The organism is uncultured Stenotrophomonas sp., assembly GCF_913778665.1.
Lineage (GTDB): Bacteria > Pseudomonadota > Gammaproteobacteria > Xanthomonadales > Xanthomonadaceae > Stenotrophomonas.
The window spans coordinates 224,973-241,397 of record NZ_CAJYVQ010000010.1 but is presented as its reverse complement, the minus strand read 5'-3'; the positions used below and the strand labels follow the sequence as shown (position 1 = coordinate 241,397).

The window sequence follows — 16,425 nt, the reverse complement described above, 5'->3', positions numbered from 1 at the left end:
GGTCCGGGTTAGGGTCGATGAAGATATGCAGATGGTTGAACGCTGCCACCAACTGCAGCTTGTCAGACATCAACAGACCGTTGCCGAACACGTCACCGGCCATGTCGCCGACGCCAATCACGGTAATCGGGTCCTGCTGCACGTTGATACCGCGTTCACGGAAGTGACGCTGCACACCCACCCAGGCACCGCGCGCGGTGATGCCCATCTTTTTGTGGTCATACCCGGCCGAACCGCCGGAGGCGAAAGCATCACCCAGCCAGAAGCCGTAATCGATGGCGATACCGTTGGCGATGTCGGAGAAGGTCGCAGTGCCCTTGTCGGCGGCCACCACCAGGTACGGATCGTCCATGTCGTGGCGCACGACATCCACCGGCGGCACGATCTTGTTGTTGACGATATTGTCGGTGATGTCCAGCAGGCCCTGGATGAACAGCTTGTAGCAGGCGACGCCGTTGGCGAAGACGGCGTCGCGGTCACCATTGGCCGGCGGCATCTTGGCGAAGAAGCCGCCCTTCGCGCCGACCGGCACGATGACGGTGTTCTTGACCATCTGCGCCTTGACCAGGCCCAGCACTTCGGTACGGAAGTCTTCGCGACGGTCCGACCAGCGAAGGCCGCCACGCGCGACCGCGCCGAAGCGCAGGTGGGTGCCTTCCACGCGCGGGCCGTAGACGAAGATCTCGCGGTACGGGCGCGGCTTCGGCAGGTCCGGCACCAGCGCCGAATCGAACTTGAAGCTGATGACGTGGCCGTGCTGGCCGTTGGCATCGGTCTGGTAGTAGCTGGTGCGCAGGGTCGCGTCGATCACGCCCATGAATGAACGCAGGATGCGGTCCTCGTCCAGGCTGGACACGCGGTCCATCAGCTTCAGCAGCGCATCGCGCGCGGCCTGCATCTGCGCATCGCGGTCACCCTTGCGGGCATCGACCACGGTCTTGAGCACCTTCAGGGTGGCCTCGTCGCCGGCGGCCAGCACATCGAGGTGGGCCTTCAGCTGGGCCTGGCCGGCAGCGATGTCGTCCTTGCTCTCGTGGCCGGTGGCCGGATCGAAGCGCGCTTCGAACAGTTCCACCAGCAGGCGGGCCAGCAGCGGGTAACGGGCGAAGGTGCCTTCCACGTAGGCCTGCGAGAACGGCACGCCGGTCTGCAGCAGGTACTTGCAGTAGCCACGCAGCATGGCGACCTGGCGCCAGTGCAGGCCGGCGGCCAGCACCAGGCGGTTGAAGCCATCGTTCTCGGCATCGCCGTGCCAGACGCGGGCGAAGGTCTCGCCGAAGGCTTCATCGACGCTGGCGGCATCGATCGCACCGGCGGTCGATTCGACCTCGAAGTCCTGCACGTACACCGGCGCGTTGTCGACCGACAGCCGGTACGGACGCTCGGCGATCACGCGCAGGCCCATGTTTTCCATCATCGGCAGCGCGTCCGACAGCGGAATGTCGTCCAGCTGGCGATACAGCTTCAGGCGCAGGCCATCACCGCTTTCGCGCGGCACCGCCTGCAGGCTCAGGCGCAGGTCATCCGGGCCGGTCAGCGCGTCGAGCTGGCTGACATCGTTGGCGGCAACGGCGGTGCTGTTGTCTTCGATGTAGCCGGCCGGCAGCGCCTTGCCGATGCGGGCGGCAATGCGCAGGCCTTCGGTCTCGCCGTGGCGGGACACCAGCGCTTCGCGCAGGTCGTCCTGCCAGTTGCGCAGCACCTGGGCCAGCTTCTGCTCCAGTTCGGCGGTATCGACGTCGAGCATTTCACCCGGCTTCGGGCGCACGATCAGGTGCACCTGGGCCAGCGGCGATTCGCCCAGCACCACCGAGCTGTCGACGTACTCACCATGCAGCGCTTCCTTCAGCATCGCTTCGATGCGCAGGCGCACGTCGGTGTTGAAGCGCTCGCGCGGCAGGTAGACCAGCGCGGAAATGAAACGGCTGTACTTGTCGCGGCGCAGGAACAGGCGGCTGCGCACGCGCTCCTGCAGGCCCAGCACGCCCATCGCGGTGCGGAACAGTTCGTCCTCGCTGGACTGGAACAGTTCTTCGCGCGGCAGGGTTTCCAGGATGTGGCGCAGGGCCTTGCCACTATGGCTGGACGGGGCCAGACCGGACTGCTTCATCACGTGCTCGTGGCGCTGGCGAACCAGCGGAATTTCCCACGGGCGGCGGTTGTAGGCGCTGGAGGTGAACAGGCCGAGGAAGCGCTGCTCGCCGATGATCTTGCCCTTGGCGTCGAATTCCAGCACGCCGATGTAGTCCATGTAACCGGCGCGGTGCACGCGCGAACGGGCATTGGTCTTGGTCAGGATCAGCGCGTCCTTCAGCCCGGAGGTGGCGTTCAGGCCCTGCGCAGCCAGGGTCTTGACCGGACGCGCAGCGGACTTGTCCTTGCCGCGCATCAGGCCCAGGCCGGTGTCATTCAGCGGCGCCAGCACGTCTTCCTTGCCCTGCTTCTCGACGCGGTATTCGCGGTAGCCGAAGAAGGTGAAGTGGTTGTCGGCGGCCCAGCGCAGGAATTCCTGCGCTTCCTTGCGCGAGGCATCGTCGACCGGCAGCTGGCGGCTGCCCAGGTCGTCGGCCAGCGCCAGTGCCTTGTCCTTCATCGGCTGCCAGTCGCGCACGATCGCACGCACTTCATCCAGCGCCTTGTTGATGGCCTGCTCGATGGCGGCCATGGCTTCGGCCGGCTGGCGGTCGATCTCCAGCAGCATCACCGACTCGGCGTCACCCTCGCCGACCTTGACCAGCTTGCCGGCCTTATCGCGGGTGAAGCGCAGCACCGGGTGGCCCAGCACGTGGACGCCTACGCCCTGTTCGGCCAGCGACATGGTGACGGTATCGACCAGGAAGGGCATGTCGTCATTGACGATCTGCAGCACCGTGTGCGGCGATTCCCAACCATTGGCCTTCGCGGTCGGATTGAACACGCGGACGTTGGCCTTACCGGCCTTGCGGGCACGGGCGAATTCCAGCGTCTCAGCCGCGAGAGCGGCCCACTCTTCAGCGCTGTGGTGCGGGAACTCGTCCGACTCCATACGCTTGTAGAAGTCAGTGGCGAAGGCCACTGCTTCGGCCTGTGCGGCCGCGGGGAAGCGCTTGCGCAATGCCGTGTATACCGGCTCCAGGGAGAAACCAGCGGTCACTGCGACCTCCGACTCTGCTGGTTTGGTCTTGTTTTTCACGGTCTTGGCTGCGGTTTTTTGCGGTTTCATGGCAGAGCGATGCGCTTGCTCAGTTGGGAAAATGAAATTGTAGCCCTACCGCACGAAAAGGCCTTGCTGCAGGACGGAATAAGCAGATTCGGGTTTGCTGCGGTTTAGACGCCTATTCAGTTCGCACCTGTATGGTGCTGGCGCTCGTTTCAGCACTGCCGACAGGATCGGCAAAACGTGTTACCGGAAGACACACGCAGCAACGCCGACGCGATTCCACAATCCTGAACTGGACGGTATAGTCCACCGCGTGAACCCGGCCTACCTTCCTGTTGCCCTCGACGCACGCGATGAGCGCGTGTTCGATGCCGTGCGCGAACTGCTGGCCCAGCAGGGCATGCAGATGAGCATGGACGCGGTGGCCCAGCACGCCGGCTGCTCCAAGCAGACCCTGTACTCGCGCTATGGCAGCAAGCAGGATCTGCTGCGCCGGGTGATGCAGCGCCACGTCGGCCACGCCACCGGCGCCATGGTCCGTGCACTCCGCACTGACGACCTGCGTGCCAGCCTGCTCCAGTTCGCCACCGATTTCCTGGAGCACTTCAACCAACCGCACGTAGGACAGGCCTGCCGGCTGATTGCCGCCGACGCAGCCCAGTTTCCCGAAGAGGCGCGTACGCTGTACCGGCATGGGGCCGGCGCGCTGACGCTTCATCTTGCTGAATGGATTGAAACCGTTTGCAGGAACGGCCAGCTGCGCCATGACGACCCGCACTTCATGGCCGAACTGCTGCTGAGCATGATCGCCGGTCAGGATTTCGACAAACAGCGTTTCCATACCCCCCATCGTGATGACGCGCTTTTGCGTCGGCGCTGGGCAGAGTTCTCCGTCGACAGCTTCCTGCGCGCGTTCGCGCCGCAGCCGTCGCCGGCCCCGTCTACAAACCAACCCCGGAGTTCCTCCTGATGACCGCCCCACTCCGCACCCTTGCCTTGACGTGCGCCGTTGCTGTCGCGCTGGCTGCCTGCAAGAAGCCGGAACAGCAGACGCCCCCGCCGCCGGAGGTGGGCGTGATCGACGCCAAGCCGCAGACCCTGCCGCTGCAGCGCGAGCTGGTCGGCCGCCTGTCGCCGTTCCGCAGCGCCGATGTACGCGCGCGCGTGCCGGGCGTGCTGCTCAAGCGCGTCTATCAGGAAGGCTCGCAGGTCAAGCAGGGCCAGACCCTGTTCCTGATCGATCCGGCGCCGCTGCGCGCCTCGCTCAACGCCTCCGAAGCGCAGCTGGCCTCGGCCCGCGCCACCTACGCCAACGCCAAGGTCGCCGCCGACCGCGCGCGTTCGCTGGCGCCGCAGCAGTTCGTCTCCAAGTCCGACCTGGACAACGCCGAATCGGCCGAGCGCACCGCGCTGGCTGCGGTCAAGCAGGCCGAAGCCGCAGTGACCTCCTCGCGCATCAGCCTGGGCTACACCGAAGTGACCGCGCCGATCAGTGGCGTGGCCAACAAGCAGCAGGTCACTGAAGGCGCGCTGGTCGGCCAGGGTGACGTGACCCTGCTGACCACCGTCGACCAGCTCGACCCGCTGTATGTGAACTTCTCGTTGAGCGTGGACGAGCTGAGCCAACTGCGCGCGCAGCAGGCCAAGGGCGCGCTGGCGCTGTCCGGCGACGGCAAGGCCACCGTCAGCGTCAAGCTGGCCGACGGCACCACCTACAGCGAACCGGGCACGCTGGACTTCTCCTCGACCACGGTCGACCCGGCCACCGGCGCGGTGTCGCTGCGTGCGCTGCTGCCAAACCCGCAGCAGATCCTGCTGCCGGGTGCCTTCGTCAGCTTCCAGGCCAACCTGGGCGAGCGCAACAACGCCTACCTGGTGCCACAGCAGGCGCTGCTGCGCGATACCACCGGCGGCTACGTGATGGTGGTCGGCGCCGACGGCAAGGTCGCGCGCAAGAACGTGAAGACCGATGGCGCGCAGAACGGCAACTGGCTGGTCAGCGACGGCCTGGCCGCCGGCGACAAGGTGATCGTGGCCGGCGTGCAGAAGGTCAAGGAAGGTGCACCGGCGGTGGCCAAGCCGTGGACCCCGGGCCAGGACGCCAACGGCAAGCCGGCCACAGGCGGCGGCGCCCCGGCGGGCGCTGCACCGGCTGCAGGCAAGGCACCGGCCGATGCGGCCAAGCCCGAGCAGGCCGATGCGGCCAAGCCGGCCGCCACCGATTCGAACAAGCAGTAACGGGAACCTTCCGTCATGCCTAAATTTTTCATCGAACATCCAGTCTTCGCCTGGGTGGTTGCGATCCTGATCTCGCTCAGCGGCGTGATCGCGATCCTCAACCTGGGCGTGGAGTCCTATCCCAACATTGCCCCGCCGCAGGTCACCGTCTCGGCTACCTACCCGGGCGCCAGTGCGGACACCACCGAAAAATCGGTCACCCAGGTGATCGAGCAGCAGCTGACCGGTATCGATCACCTGCTGTACTTCAGTTCCTCGTCCGCCTCCAACGGCCGTGCGCAGATCACCCTGACCTTCGAGACCGGTACCGATCCGGATATCGCCCAGGTGCAGGTGCAGAACAAGGTCTCCCTGGCCACGCCCCGATTGCCTTCGGAAGTGACCCAGCAGGGCGTGGTGGTGGCCAAGGCCAACGCCGGCTTCCTGATGGTGATCGCGCTGCAGTCCGATACGCCGGCCATCAACCGTGACGCCCTGAACGACATCGTCGGTTCGCGCGTGCTCGACCAGGTCTCGCGTATCCCCGGCGTCGGCAGCACCCAGCAGTTCGGTTCCGAGTACGCCATGAACATCTGGCTCAACCCGGAAAAGATGCAGGGTTACGGCCTGTCGGCCAGCCAGGTGCTGGCCGCGGTGCGCGCACAGAACGTGCAGTTCGCCGCCGGTGCACTGGGCTCGGACCCGTCGCCGGAAGGCCAGCACTTCACCGCCACGGTCTCGGCCGAGGGCCGCTTCAGCTCGCCGCAGGAGTTCGAGAACATCATCCTGCGCGCCAACGCTGATGGCTCGCGCGTGCTGCTGAAGGACATCGCCCGCGTTGCCTTCGGTGCCAACAACTACGGCTTCGATACCCAGTACAACGGCAAACCGACCGGTGCCTTCGCCATCCAGCTGCTGCCGGGCGCCAACGCCCTGAACGTGGCCGATGCGGTGCGCGCCAAGATGGACGAACTGCAGCCGAGTTTCCCGGCCGGCGTCACCTGGTTCTCGCCATACGACAGCACCACCTTCGTCAAGATCTCGATCCAGGAAGTGGTCAAGACCCTGTTTGAAGCGGTCTTGCTGGTGTTCCTGGTGATGCTGATCTTCCTGCAGAACTTCCGCGCCACCCTGATCCCGACCCTGGTCATCCCGGTGGCCCTGCTCGGTACCTTCCTGGGCATGTGGATGATCGGCTTCACGATCAACCAGCTGACCCTGTTCGCGATGGTGCTGGCAATCGGCATCGTGGTCGATGACGCGATCGTGGTGATCGAGAACGTCGAACGCATCATGACCGAGGAAGGCCTCGCGCCGAAGCCGGCCACGCAGAAGGCGATGACCCAGATCACCGGCGCGGTGGTGGCGATCACCGTCGTGCTGGCCGCGGTGTTCATTCCCTCTGCCCTTCAGGGCGGTGCGGCCGGTGAGATCTACAAGCAGTTCGCGCTGACCATCGCCATCTCGATGGCATTCTCAGCATTCCTGGCGCTGGGCTTCACCCCGGCACTGTGCGCGACCTTCCTGAAGCCGACGCACAACGACAACCCGAACATCGTCTACCGTACCTTCAACAAGTACTACGACAAGATCAGCCACACCTACGTGGGCCACATCACATCGGCGGTGCGCCATGCCCCGCGCTGGATGATCCTGTTCGTGGTGCTGACCGCACTGTGTGGCTTCCTGTTCACCCGCATGCCGGGCAGCTTCCTGCCGGAAGAAGACCAAGGCTATGCGCTGGCGATCGTGCAGCTGCCGCCGGGCTCGACCAAGGGCCAGACCAACGAAGTGTTCGCGCAGATGCGTGGCATCCTGGAGAAGCAGGATGGCTATGAAGGCATGCTGCAGGTTGCCGGCTTCAGCTTCGTCGGTTCCGGCGAAAACGTCGGCATGGGCTTCATCCGCCTGAAGCCGTGGGAAGAACGCAAGTTCACCGCACCGGAGTTCATCCAGAACATGAACGGCGCGTTCTACGGCATCAAGGAGGCGCAGATCTTCGTGGTCAACCTGCCGACCGTGCAGGGCCTTGGCCAGTTCGGTGGGTTCGACATGTGGCTTCAGGACCGTAGCGGTGCCGGTTACGAGCAGCTGACCCAGGCCCGCAACATCCTGCTGGGCCAGGCCGCGCAGAAGCCGGACCACCTGGTCGGCGTACGCCCGAACGGCCTGGAAAACGCGCCGCAGCTGCAGCTGCACGTGGACCGCGTGCAGGCGCAGTCGATGGGCATGTCGGTGTCGGACGTGTACAGCACCATCCAGCTGATGCTGGCCCCGGTGTACGTCAACGACTTCTTCTACGAAGGCCGCATCAAGCGCGTGACCATGCAGGCCGATGGCCCGTACCGCACCGGCCAGGAGTCGCTGAAGAGCTTCTACAGCCCCTCCACCCTGACGACCAATGCCGACGGCACCAACGCGATGATCCCACTGAACACGGTGGTCAAGTCCGAATGGGTGTCGGCACCGCCGTCGCTGAGCCGCTACAACGGCTACTCGGCGATCAACATCGTCGGTTCGCAGGCACCGGGCACCAGCTCGGGTGAAGCGATGCAGACCATGGAAGCGATCGTCAACGACGACCTGCCGGCCGGCTTCGGCTACGACTGGTCCGGCATGTCCTACCAGGAAATCCTGGCCGGCAACGCCGCAACCCTGCTGCTGGTGCTGTCCATCGTGGTGGTGTTCCTGTGCCTGGCCGCGCTGTATGAAAGCTGGTCGATCCCGGTGGCCGTGCTGCTGGTGGTGCCTCTGGGCGTGCTGGGTGCACTCGGCCTGTCGATGCTGCGCGGCCTGCCCAACGACCTGTTCTTCAAGATCGGCCTGATCACCGTGATCGGTCTGGCGGCGAAGAACGCGATCCTGATCGTGGAGTTCGCGGTGGAGCAGCGTGCAGCCGGCAAGAACCTGCGCGATGCCACCATCGAGGCGGCCCGCCTGCGTTTCCGCCCGATCCTGATGACTTCGTTCGCGTTCATCATGGGCGTGATCCCGATGGCGATTTCCACCGGCGCCGGCGCCAACTCCCGCCACGCCATCGGTACCGGCGTGATCGGCGGCATGTTGTTCGCCACCCTGCTCGGCCTGCTGATGATCCCGGTGTTCTTCGTGGTCGTGCGCCGCATGCTGGGCGACAAGCTGGATGAACCGTCGAAGGAGTTCATGGAACGCCAGCGGGACGCGGATGCTGCACACCGTCCGGATCGTTGATCCGGCGGTGCGCTGAAACCAAAAGGCCCCGGAGCGATCCGGGGCCTTTTTTTGTTGCCGCTGCTCTTGAATGCATGCCAACCTTGGCTGGCGCGCTTCGGGCAACGCCTCAGCGCAGCAGCGCGACCACCGCGCACACTGCCACCAGAACCAGCGCGGCCCACTGCATCGGCACGAAGAAGAAATGATGGGGCGGGACTTCACCCTTCTGCCGGGGTGCACGGTTGAGCCACAGGCCCAGCAGCACATTCAGCGCCGCGCCAATGCCAGCACCCTGCAACACCTGCGACAGCGGGATGTTGCCCTTGGGGCCTTCGTGCGGGAAGAAATACGCCAGCAGCAGGATCGCTGCGATCGGCGTGACCAGTGTCAGGATTCCCCAACCACGATAGATCATCTGTGCAGACCGTATGAAAACGGCCTGCATTGGAACAGATCCGGCATCGTTCGGCCAAGAGCACAGCGAATCCACGCATGGCGTGGATCTACGGCCGCGCCGCCATTGCAGCGGCGCGGCCGTTGCGCCTCAGCGCAGCCCGGTTTCGTTGCGGGCGATGACCAGTCGCTGGATTTCCGAGGTGCCTTCGTAGATCTCGGTGATCTTGGCATCACGGAAGTAGCGCTCCAGCGGCATTTCCTTGGAATAGCCCATGCCGCCGTGGATCTGCACCGCCTGGTGGGTGATCCACATCGCCGCCTCCGAAGCGGTCAGCTTGGCCACCGCCGCTTCGGTGCTGAAGCGCTTGCCCTGCCCCTTCACCCATGCCGCGCGCAGGGTCAGCAGCAGCGCTGCATCCAGCTTGCACTTCATGTCGGCGATCTTGGCCTGGGTCATCTGGAAGGTACCGATGGCCGCGCCGAACGCCTTGCGCTCCTTCACGTATTCCAGGGTCGCTTCATAGGCGGCACGTGCGATGCCGATGGCCTGCGAGGCGATACCGATGCGGCCCGCATCGAGCACGCTCATGGCGATCTTGAAGCCCTCGCCTTCCTGGCCCAGCACGTCCTCGGGCTGCGCCACGTAATCGTTGAACTCGATCTCGCAGGTTGCCGAGGCGCGGATGCCCAGCTTCGGCTCGGTCTTGCCGCGACCGAAACCGGCCTTGTCAGTATCGATGAGGAAGGCGGTGATACCGCGCGCGCCCTTGTCCGGCTCGCTCATCGCAAACAGCACGATGTACTTGGCCACCGGGCCGGAGGTGATCCAGCTCTTCTTGCCGTTGATGATGAAGCTGCCGTCGGCCTGCTTGACCGCGCGGCAACGCATGGCGGTCGCGTCCGAACCGGACTGCGGCTCGGTCAGCGCGAACGCACCGATGGCCTCGCCCTCGGCGATCGCACGCACGTAGGTCTGCTTCTGCGCCTCGGTACCGTGGGTCAGGATGCCGTTGCAGAACAGCGAATTGTTCACCGACATGATGGTCGAATGGGCTGCGTCGGCGGCGGCGACCTCCACCATCGCCAGCACGTACGCAACCGGGTCCATGCCCGCACCGCCGTACTCGGTTGGCACTTCGATGCCCATCAGGCCGTTCTCGCCGAGCAGGCGGATGTTGTCCAGCGGGAACTCGCCGGTGCGGTCATGGTGCTCCGCGCTCGGAGCGATCTTCTCCTGCGCGATCCGCCGCGCCACGTCCTGCAACATCAACTGCTCTTCAGTAAAGCTGAAATCCACAACACCCTCCCGGGTACATGATGTTATGGGCCGCGCACGGCGTGCCCAGGTGCCCCGATTGTACCGGGGCCCAGCGGCTTCCGTACGCCAGCGACTTGACCGCGGCAGGCCTTCTCAGCGATTATATCTCTATATCGCGATAGGTAGATATTTATGGATCTTGAAGACTGGTCGACCCGCCTGAAGGTGTTCGCCGACGCGACCCGCGTGCGCCTGCTGGCGCTGCTGGAGCAGGAAGAACTGACCGTGGCCGAACTGTCAGCGATCACCCGGCTGGCACAGCCGCGCGTGTCCACCCACCTGGCGCGCCTGAAGGAAGCCGGCCTGGTCCGCGACCGTCGTGCAGGCGTGTCGGCCTATTACCGCTTTGACGAAGCCCAGCTGGACCCGGCGCAGCGTGCATTGTGGCATGCCTTGAGCAACGGCAGTGATGACCCGCTGCTGCGCCAGGACGCTGAACGCGTCGCCGCCGTGCTGGCCCACCGTGCTTCCGACCAGAACTGGGCCGACAGCGTGGCCGGCGACATGGAACGCCACTACTCGCCAGGCCGTACCTGGGAGGCCCTTGCGCGCACCGCGCTGCCACTGCTGGAAACCGGCGACGTGCTGGACATCGCCTCCGGCGACGGCGTGCTGGCCGAACTGGTGGCCCCGCATGCCAAGCGCTACATCTGCATCGACACCAGCGCGCGCGTGGTTGCCGCCGCCAGCGAGCGCCTGCGCCGCCTGCCCAACGTGGAAGTGCGCGAGGGCGACATGCATGCCCTCCCCTTCAAGGACAGCAGCTTCGACCTGGTGGTGCTGATGCACGCACTCACCTACGCCAGCAAGCCGGCGCAGGCAGTCACCGAAGCCGCGCGCGTGCTACGCCCGGGGGGCCGCCTGCTGCTGTGCAGCCTCGCCCGCCACGAACACAAGGCCGCGGTGGAGGCCTATGGCCACGTCAACCTCGGCTTCAGCGACAAGGAACTGCGCAGGTTCGTCGACAAGGCCGGCCTGCAGGTCTCCAGCCTGGAGACGGTCACCCGCGAGAAACGGCCGCCGCACTTCGAAGTGATTTCGCTGATCGCCAACAAGCCCTGAGCCCAAGACCACCATGTCCACGCTGCCCTGGTTGCATCCTGATCGTGCCAACGCCCTGCTCGACGCCCTGCGCGAGCGGATCCTGATCATCGACGGTGCGATGGGTACGATGATCCAGCGCCACGGCCTGCAGGAAGACGACTACCGCGGCGAGCGCTTCGCCGGTGGCTACGACCACGCACATGGCCCGGGCTGCGACCACGCGGTGCCGGAGAGCCATGACCTGAAAGGCAACAACGACCTGCTGCTGTTGACCCGGCCGCAGATCATCGCCGACATCCACACTGCCTACCTGGATGCCGGTGCGGACCTGGTCGAAACCAACACCTTCAACGCCACCTCGGTCAGCCAGGCCGACTACCACCTCGAACATCTGGTGTACGAGTTGAACAAGGCCGGTGCTGCGGTTGCACGGGCCTGCTGCGATGCGGTGGCGGCGACCACGCCGGGCAAGCCGCGCTTCGTGATCGGGGTGATCGGCCCCACCAGCCGCACCGCCTCGATCAGCCCCGATGTCAACGATCCGGGCTTCCGCAACACCAGCTTCGACGAATTGCGCGACACTTACCGCGAAGCCATCGACGGCCTGATCGACGGCGGTGCCGACACGATCATGGTCGAGACCATCTTCGACACGCTCAATGCCAAGGCCGCACTGTATGCGCTGGAAGAAGCGTTCGATGCGCGTGGCGCGCGCTTGCCGGTGATGATCTCCGGCACCATCACCGATGCGTCCGGACGCACCCTGTCCGGGCAGACAGCGGAAGCCTTCCATGCCTCACTGGCGCACGCTCGGCCGCTGTCGATCGGACTGAACTGCGCGCTGGGTGCCGATGCCATGCGGCCGCATGTGGAAACTCTTTCGCAGGTGGCCGACTGTCATGTCAGCGCGCATCCCAATGCGGGCCTGCCCAATGCCTTCGGCGAGTACGATGAAACGCCCGAGGACATGGCAGCCACCCTGCGGGGGTTCGCCGAGGACGGCTTGCTGAACCTGGTCGGTGGCTGCTGCGGCTCCACCCCCGACCATATCCGCGCGATCGCCCAGGCTGTGGCCGGGCTCGCACCGCGCGCCCTGCCCGGTGCACAGGAGCAGCACGCCGCATGAGCAGCACGCCCTTCACCCGCCTGTCCGGCCTGGAACCGCTGGTCATTACCCCCGACCTGCTGTTCATCAACGTCGGCGAACGCACCAACGTCACTGGCAGCGCGCAGTTCCGCAAGCTCATCAAGGAGGGCCGCTACGAAGAAGCGGTGGACGTGGCGCGCCAGCAGGTGGCCAGCGGCGCGCAGATCCTCGACGTCAACATGGACGAGGGCCTGATCGATTCGGAAGCGGCGATGACCCGCTACCTCAACCTGATCATGTCCGAGCCGGATATCGCGCGCATTCCGGTGATGGTCGACTCGTCCAAGTGGAGCGTGATCGAGGCCGGGCTGAAGTGCCTGCAAGGGAAGAGCGTGGTCAACTCGATCTCGCTGAAGGAAGGCGAGGCGCAGTTCCGCGAGCATGCACGCAAGGTGCTGCGCTATGGCGCCGCCGCCGTGGTGATGGCTTTCGACGAAACCGGCCAGGCCGACACCTGTGCGCGCAAGGTCGAGATCTGCACCCGCGCCTACCGCATCCTTGTCGATGACATCGGCTTCCCGCCGCAGGACATCATCTTCGATCCGAACATCTTCGCGGTCGCCACCGGCATCGAAGAGCATGACAACTATGCGGTCGACTTCATCGAAGCGACCCGCATCATCAAGCAGACGCTGCCGCACTGCCATGTGTCCGGCGGCGTCTCCAATGTATCCTTCTCGTTCCGCGGCAACGAGACGGTGCGCCAGGCGATCCATTCGGTGTTCCTTTACCACGCGATCGCCGCCGGCATGGACATGGGCATCGTCAACGCCGGCGCCATGCCGATCTACGACGAGCTGGAGCCGGAGCTGCGAGATCGCGTCGAGGACGTGATCCTCAACCGCCGCCGCGATGCTACCGAGCGCCTGCTGGAGATCGCCGAGCGCTACAAGGGCAGGAAGGGCGCGGCCAGGACCGAAGACCTGGCCTGGCGCGAGAAGCCGGTGGCGCAGCGGCTGGCGCATGCACTGGTGCACGGCCTGGATGCGTACGTCGAAGAAGACACCGAACTTGCCCGGCAAGCGTCCAGCCGCCCGCTGGACGTGATCGAAGGGCCGCTGATGGATGGCATGAACATTGTCGGCGACCTGTTCGGCGCCGGCAAGATGTTCCTGCCGCAGGTGGTGAAATCCGCACGCGTCATGAAGAAGGCGGTGGCCTACCTGCTGCCGTACATCGAGGCGGAAAAGGCACGCAGCGGCGATTCGGCCAAGAGCAATGGCCGCATCATCATGGCTACGGTGAAGGGCGATGTGCACGACATCGGCAAGAACATCGTCGGCGTGGTCCTGGCCTGCAACAATTTCGAGGTAATCGACCTGGGCGTGATGGTACCAGCGCAGAAAATCCTCGATGCCGCACGCGAGCATCATGCCGACATCATCGGCCTGTCCGGGCTGATCACCCCGTCGCTGGAAGAAATGAGCCACGTTGCCCGCGAGATGCAGCGCCAGGGCTTCGACCTGCCGCTGCTGATCGGCGGCGCCACCACCTCGCGCGCGCACACAGCGCTGAAGATCGATCCGCACTACCAGGCCCCCACGGTCTGGGTGAAGGACGCATCGCGCGCGGTCGGTGTGGCGCAATCGCTGATCTCGCGCGACCTGCGCGAAGCCTTCGTCGCCGCCAACGAGGCCGACTACGCCGAGATCCGGGCGCGCCACCGCAATCGCGGCGATGCCAAGCGCTTGGTCTCGCTGGAGCATGCGCGTGGGCAGAAATTCCAGGGCGGCTGGGACCGCTACACGCCGCCTGCGCCGAACCAGCCCGGCCTGCATGTGTTCGACGACTATCCGCTCGCGGAGCTGGTCGACTACATCGACTGGACCCCGTTCTTCCAGGCCTGGGAACTGGCCGGAAAATTCCCGGCCATCCTCACCGACGAGATCGTTGGCGCCCAGGCCAGCGAGCTGTACCAGGATGCGCGCACGATGCTCGACTGCATCGTTGGCGAGAAATGGCTGACCGCCAAGGCGGTGTTCGGGCTGTGGCCGGCCAACAGCATCGGCGACGATGTACGCGTGCAGCATCCGCAGGGCGAGGCGACCCTGCACTTCCTGCGCCAGCAGGTCGACAAGCCGGCCGAACGCCCCGATTTCTGCCTGGCCGATTTCATCGCCCCGGCCGACAGTGGAAAGCAGGACTGGATCGGCGCCTTCGCAGTCACCGCCGGCATCGGCATCGATGCGCACGTGGCGCGCTTCGAGGCCGAGCATGACGACTACAACGCGATCCTGCTGAAGGCGCTGGCCGACCGCTTCGCCGAAGCGCTGGCCGAGCGCCTGCACCAGCGCGTGCGCACCGAGTTCTGGGGCTACGTGCATGCCGAGGCGCTGGACAACGAGGCACTGATCGATGAGCAGTACCGCGGCATCCGCCCGGCGCCCGGCTACCCGGCATGCCCCGAGCACAGCGAGAAGCGCCGCCTGTTCGACCTGCTGCAGGCCGAGGCCAACGCCGGCATGGAACTGACCGAGAGCTTCGCGATGCTGCCGACCGCAGCCGTATCGGGTTACTACTTCAGCCACCCGCAGAGCCAGTACTTCGTGGTCGGCCGGCTCAGCCGCGAACAGGTCAGCGACTACGCCCGCCGCAAGGGCGTGGACCGCGCCCAGGCCGAACGCTGGCTGGCCTCCAACCTCGACTACGACCCCGAATGACGAAAAAGCGGCCGGAGGGGACCAAGTGGTTTGTGGCTCAAACCACTTGGTCCCCTCCGGCCGCTTTATGCTTCATCATGCCGCGATGACCGTTCCTGTTGCCCGTCTTTCCAGCTTCTATCTGTTCTACTACGCGGCGCTCGGGGCGTTCACTCCGTACTGGAGCCTGTTCCTGACCGAGCGCGGGATGAGTGTCACCGCGATCAGCGTGATGATGGGGCTGTGGTATGCCACCCGCGTGGTTGCGCCCAGCACGTGGACGTCACTGGCGGCGGCCTCACCGCGGCCAATCCGCCTGCTGCGTGTCGGTTGCGTGCTGACCCTGGTCAGCTTCGCCGCGTTCCTGCTGCCCCTGCCGCAGCCGTGGATGTACCCGGCGATGATCGTGTTCTGCTTCTTCTACAACGCGGTGATGCCGCAGTTCGAGTCGATCACCCTCACCCACCTGGGCAACGACAGCCATCGCTACGGACTGATCCGGGTCTGGGGATCGCTCGGCTTCATCGCCATCGTCACCCTGTTCGGCTGGCTGATCGAAGGCGATGGCACGACCAGCCGAGCCGGGCTGTTGCCTTGGATGATGCTGCCGCTGTTCGTCCTGATCGTGGTCTCGGCCTTCAGCAACCAGTACGCACGCGATATCGGCAGGGCCGGCGGGGATGCCAGCGGTTTCTGGCAGATCGTGCGGCGACCGCCGGTACTGGCGTTCTTCCTGGCCGCCTTCATGGAGCAGCTTTCGTTCGGCCCGTACTACACGTTCTTCTCGGTCTACATGGACCACCACGGCTACCGCACTTCCACGCTCGGCCTGCTGTGGACCATCGGTGTGGTGTTCGAAGTGGGCGTGTTCTTCACCATCGGCCGCTTCTTCCGCCGCTATGACGCCAGCTGGATGTTGCTGATCGCCCTGGTCAGCTCCTGCCTGCGCTGGGCGGTGACCGCGCTGTTCCCGGAAAACCTGCCGGTGATGCTGCTGGCGCAGAGCGCGCACGCGCTCGGCTTTGCCGCGTTCTTCGCGGCGGCGATGCAGATGCTGGCGACTTATTTCCCCGGTCGCCTCAACGGTCACGGCCAAGGCCTGCTGTATGGCTTCTCGTCCGGCGTCGGTGGCGTGCTCGGTGCACTCATCGCCGGCCAGCTGTGGAAGATCGATGAGGGCCGCACCGCGTTCCTGGCCGGCGGTGGCTTCGCGCTGGTCGGCGCGCTGCTGTGCTTCTTCGCCCTCAGCCTGCCCCTAATCCGCGCGCGTCGCAGCGTCCGCTGAAACGAAAACGCCGGGCACAGCCCGGCGTTCTCGCCATCCTGCGCTGCC

9 protein-coding genes and 1 pseudogene are annotated in these 16,425 nt (G+C 65.4%); 7 read left to right on the top strand and 3 right to left on the bottom strand.

Going from position 1 to position 16,425, the window contains the following annotated elements:
- Positions 1 to 3,118: pseudogene (locus tag QZ853_RS15155) on the bottom strand (NAD-glutamate dehydrogenase domain-containing protein); the annotation flags it as partial.
- Between the two features lie 334 nt (positions 3,119 to 3,452).
- On the opposite strand from QZ853_RS15155, the gene QZ853_RS15150 reads away from it, so the two are divergent.
- Genes QZ853_RS15150 through QZ853_RS15140 form a run of 3 tightly spaced genes read left to right on the top strand, consistent with a single transcriptional unit; the run spans position 3,453 to position 8,566 of the window.
- Positions 3,453 to 4,109, top strand: coding sequence for a TetR/AcrR family transcriptional regulator (locus QZ853_RS15150; RefSeq protein ID WP_295574832.1), 657 nt, complete (start codon positions 3,453 to 3,455; stop codon positions 4,107 to 4,109).
- Entirely contained in the window at positions 4,109 to 5,377 is a 1,269-nt protein-coding gene (locus QZ853_RS15145) for an efflux RND transporter periplasmic adaptor subunit (RefSeq protein ID WP_295574811.1), read from the top strand. The genes QZ853_RS15150 and QZ853_RS15145 overlap by 1 nt, the downstream gene beginning before the upstream one ends.
- Positions 5,378 to 5,392: 15 nt before the next feature.
- Positions 5,393 to 8,566 carry a multidrug efflux RND transporter permease subunit gene (locus QZ853_RS15140; protein ID WP_295574809.1) on the top strand — a complete coding sequence of 1,058 codons (3,174 nt, stop codon included), beginning with the start codon at positions 5,393 to 5,395 and terminating at the stop codon, positions 8,564 to 8,566.
- A 109-nt stretch (positions 8,567 to 8,675) separates the two neighbouring features.
- On the opposite strand, the gene QZ853_RS15135 is transcribed toward QZ853_RS15140, so the two are convergent.
- Both QZ853_RS15135 and QZ853_RS15130 read right to left on the bottom strand, forming a co-directional pair.
- Entirely contained in the window at positions 8,676 to 8,963 is a 288-nt protein-coding gene (locus tag QZ853_RS15135; RefSeq protein ID WP_295574807.1) for a hypothetical protein, read from the bottom strand.
- 129 nt (positions 8,964 to 9,092) lie between these two features.
- A complete protein-coding gene (locus tag QZ853_RS15130) occupies positions 9,093 to 10,241 on the bottom strand; it encodes an acyl-CoA dehydrogenase family protein (protein ID WP_295574805.1) in 1,149 nt (382 codons plus the stop codon).
- Between the two features lie 153 nt (positions 10,242 to 10,394).
- On the opposite strand from QZ853_RS15130, the gene QZ853_RS15125 reads away from it, so the two are divergent.
- The 4 genes from QZ853_RS15125 (at position 10,395) to QZ853_RS15110 (ending at position 16,377) form a co-directional block, all read left to right on the top strand.
- Positions 10,395 to 11,324 (top strand): metalloregulator ArsR/SmtB family transcription factor, encoded by a 930-nt coding sequence (locus tag QZ853_RS15125; RefSeq protein WP_049465810.1) that lies wholly within the window; start codon positions 10,395 to 10,397, stop codon positions 11,322 to 11,324.
- A gap of 13 nt (positions 11,325 to 11,337) precedes the next feature.
- Positions 11,338 to 12,432 (top strand): homocysteine S-methyltransferase family protein, encoded by a 1,095-nt coding sequence (locus QZ853_RS15120; RefSeq protein WP_295574802.1) that lies wholly within the window; start codon positions 11,338 to 11,340, stop codon positions 12,430 to 12,432.
- Positions 12,429 to 15,113, top strand: a complete 2,685-nt coding sequence (gene metH, locus QZ853_RS15115) for a methionine synthase (RefSeq protein WP_295574800.1) — start codon at positions 12,429 to 12,431, stop codon at positions 15,111 to 15,113. The genes QZ853_RS15120 and metH overlap by 4 nt, the downstream gene beginning before the upstream one ends.
- Positions 15,114 to 15,198: 85 nt before the next feature.
- On the top strand, positions 15,199 to 16,377 hold the full coding sequence (locus QZ853_RS15110; protein ID WP_295574797.1) for an MFS transporter: 1,179 nt from the start codon (positions 15,199 to 15,201) through the stop codon (positions 16,375 to 16,377).
- Positions 16,378 to 16,425: the final 48 nt, after the last annotated feature.

What these genes read in the sequence shown, in the direction of transcription:
- QZ853_RS15145 (WP_295574811.1), top strand. Translation starts at nt 4,109, where the DNA reads ATGACCGCCCCACTCCGCACCCTTGCCTTGACGTGCGCCGTTGCTGTC.
- QZ853_RS15140 (WP_295574809.1), top strand. Translation starts at nt 5,393, where the DNA reads ATGCCTAAATTTTTCATCGAACATCCAGTCTTCGCCTGGGTGGTTGCG.
- QZ853_RS15135 (WP_295574807.1), bottom strand. Translation starts at nt 8,963, where the DNA reads ATGATCTATCGTGGTTGGGGAATCCTGACACTGGTCACGCCGATCGCA.
- QZ853_RS15125 (WP_049465810.1), top strand. Translation starts at nt 10,395, where the DNA reads ATGGATCTTGAAGACTGGTCGACCCGCCTGAAGGTGTTCGCCGACGCG.
- QZ853_RS15120 (WP_295574802.1), top strand. Translation starts at nt 11,338, where the DNA reads ATGTCCACGCTGCCCTGGTTGCATCCTGATCGTGCCAACGCCCTGCTC.
- metH (WP_295574800.1), top strand. Translation starts at nt 12,429, where the DNA reads ATGAGCAGCACGCCCTTCACCCGCCTGTCCGGCCTGGAACCGCTGGTC.
- QZ853_RS15110 (WP_295574797.1), top strand. Translation starts at nt 15,199, where the DNA reads ATGACCGTTCCTGTTGCCCGTCTTTCCAGCTTCTATCTGTTCTACTAC.